The following is a 1,902-nucleotide window of genomic DNA, read 5'->3' on the forward strand; positions in this document are numbered from 1 at the left end:
GGAGCCGGGCCGTTCGCCGGGTGCTGCAGTGCGCTTGTTCAGTGTCCCCGCGCACCGTGACCGCTCGGGGCGGTCCCGGTGACGGAGTGCTTCGAGAGCTGGGGAGCTCAGGCCGCCTGGAGGACGAACTGCACGTCGAGGTTGATGGTCACGTCGTTGCCGAGCGTGAAGCCACCGGCCTCGAGTGCGGCGTTCCAGTTCACGCCGAACTCGGTGCGGTCGATCTTGGTCGTCGCCTCGGCGCCGAGCTTGACCTGGCCGTAGCCGTCGGTGGTGACGCCGCCGAACTCGGTCTTCAGGGTGACGTCCTTGGTGACGCCGCGGAGGGAGAGCTTGCCGTCGATGAGCATGTGATCGCCGTCCTCGCGGATGCCGGTCGACACGAAGGTCATCTGCGGGTGCTCCTCGGTCAGGAAGAAGTCACCAGTGGCGAGGTGCTGGTCGCGCTGCGCCTGGTTGGTGTTGATGCTGGCGACGTCGATCGAGGCCTCGAGCTTGGTGTCGAGCGGGTTCTCGGCGGTCACGAGCGTCGCGTCGAAGCGCTCGAACGAGCCCTTGACCTTGCTGATGGCGAGGTGCCGGACCGAGAAGGTGACCTCGGAGTGCGTCGGGTCGATCTTCCAGGTGCCGGTCTGGTAGCCGGGGATGGCGGAGGCGGTGAGCGTCATGGTGACTCCTTCTGAAGCGTTGGTCTGCGGTTCCCGAGCGACGCAGTAGTTTCATGCGCCTGCATCGAACCCGATGGTAGCCCATTCTGCACCTGATTGGTTGAAGCGTCAACCAACGTTCATCTCGCGGACGTGAGCCGACCCCGTCGACGCGTGTCGTGCCTCCCGGCCGTTCCTGCGTTGAGGAGTCGACGGATGCGGCTCGCGAACTCGTCGGCGAGGGGGCCGACGTCGTCGGCCGTCGCTCGCACCAGCCACCAGTCGACGTCCTTCAACCGCTCGCCCCGCGTCAGGTCCTTCCGGAACGCCCGTGCGTCGGTCCGGTGGAGATCGCTCTCGTACTCGATCGCGATCCGTGCCCCGGGGTAGGCCAGGTCGACGCAGGCGACCCATCTGCCCTGCGCGACGACGTCGTGGTTCAGCTCGGGTTCGGGCAGGCCTCGACGGATGAGCGTGAGACGCAACCTGGTCTCGCCCGGGCTCCTCGAACCGGGCCGCACCAAGGACAGGGCTGCCCGTGCGCGGCGGAGGCCTCGCGATCCTCGGTGGCGTCGCGCAGCACGGACGAGTTCGTCGATCGTGCACCAGTTGAGCCACCCGACGATGGCGTCGCCGGCGACGACCAGTTCGTCGACGGTGAGGGAGCGGGCGAGCATCACGAACGTGTCGGCGGGATGGACGACGGCAGCGGTCCCCGAGAAGACGACGCGGGCGCGGCTGGTGCGTGCACGGTGGCCGACCGTGCCGCGGACGCGGAGTGCCTGGTCCTTCCCGATCGTGGTGACGTGGATGCGGGGGTCGTCTTCGAGCCGTCGGGGGAGCGGTATCCCGAGCATCCGCGCGGCGGTCGTGTGACTGAACGCCTGGTCGGGGCGGAGACGCGGGGCGACCGAGCGAGCGAGGTCCTCGTGCGTGCGGGGAGTCGTCCATGTGCGCGTCCCGTGGAACGGATGGACGAGTCGGCGGGAGCGGAGCGTCGATGCCGGGACGCCGCGCTGGATCGCTTCGCGGACGCGGAAGGGGCGGTTGCGGAGGGCTGTCGGGAACCGGGCGGTGAACTCCATGGCGGCAGCGTGGCAGTGCGAGACCGGTGTGACGTGGGGTTCGCTGGCGGCGGTGGAGAGTCGCAGCGGGGGTGACGTTGTGGAGGAATCGGCAGGGGTTGGGTGCGCCTTGCGTCGATGGTCCGGCGGCGGTGGTGGCGGTGTGGGTGCGGCGGGCGGCGGTGTGGGTG

At 69.2% G+C, this 1,902-nt stretch carries 2 protein-coding genes; both read right to left on the minus strand.

The window, feature by feature from the left end; all coding sequences use genetic code 11:
* Nucleotides 1-107: 107 nt before the first annotated feature.
* Nucleotides 108-668, minus strand: a complete 561-nt coding sequence (locus BEP24_RS16205) for a YceI family protein (RefSeq protein WP_065965211.1) — start codon at nt 666-668, stop codon at nt 108-110.
* Nucleotides 669-787: 119 nt separating this feature from the next.
* Nucleotides 788-1,732 (minus strand): hypothetical protein, encoded by a 945-nt coding sequence (locus BEP24_RS16210; RefSeq protein WP_065965213.1) that lies wholly within the window; start codon nt 1,730-1,732, stop codon nt 788-790.
* Nucleotides 1,733-1,902 lie beyond the last annotated feature (170 nt).

Origin of the sequence: Curtobacterium sp. UCD-KPL2560 (assembly GCF_001705035.1) — a bacterium.
Classification (GTDB): Bacteria; Actinomycetota; Actinomycetes; order Actinomycetales; family Microbacteriaceae; genus Curtobacterium.

What these genes read in the sequence shown, in the direction of transcription:
- BEP24_RS16205 (WP_065965211.1), bottom strand. Translation starts at nt 668, where the DNA reads ATGACGCTCACCGCCTCCGCCATCCCCGGCTACCAGACCGGCACCTGG.
- BEP24_RS16210 (WP_065965213.1), bottom strand. Translation starts at nt 1,732, where the DNA reads ATGGAGTTCACCGCCCGGTTCCCGACAGCCCTCCGCAACCGCCCCTTC.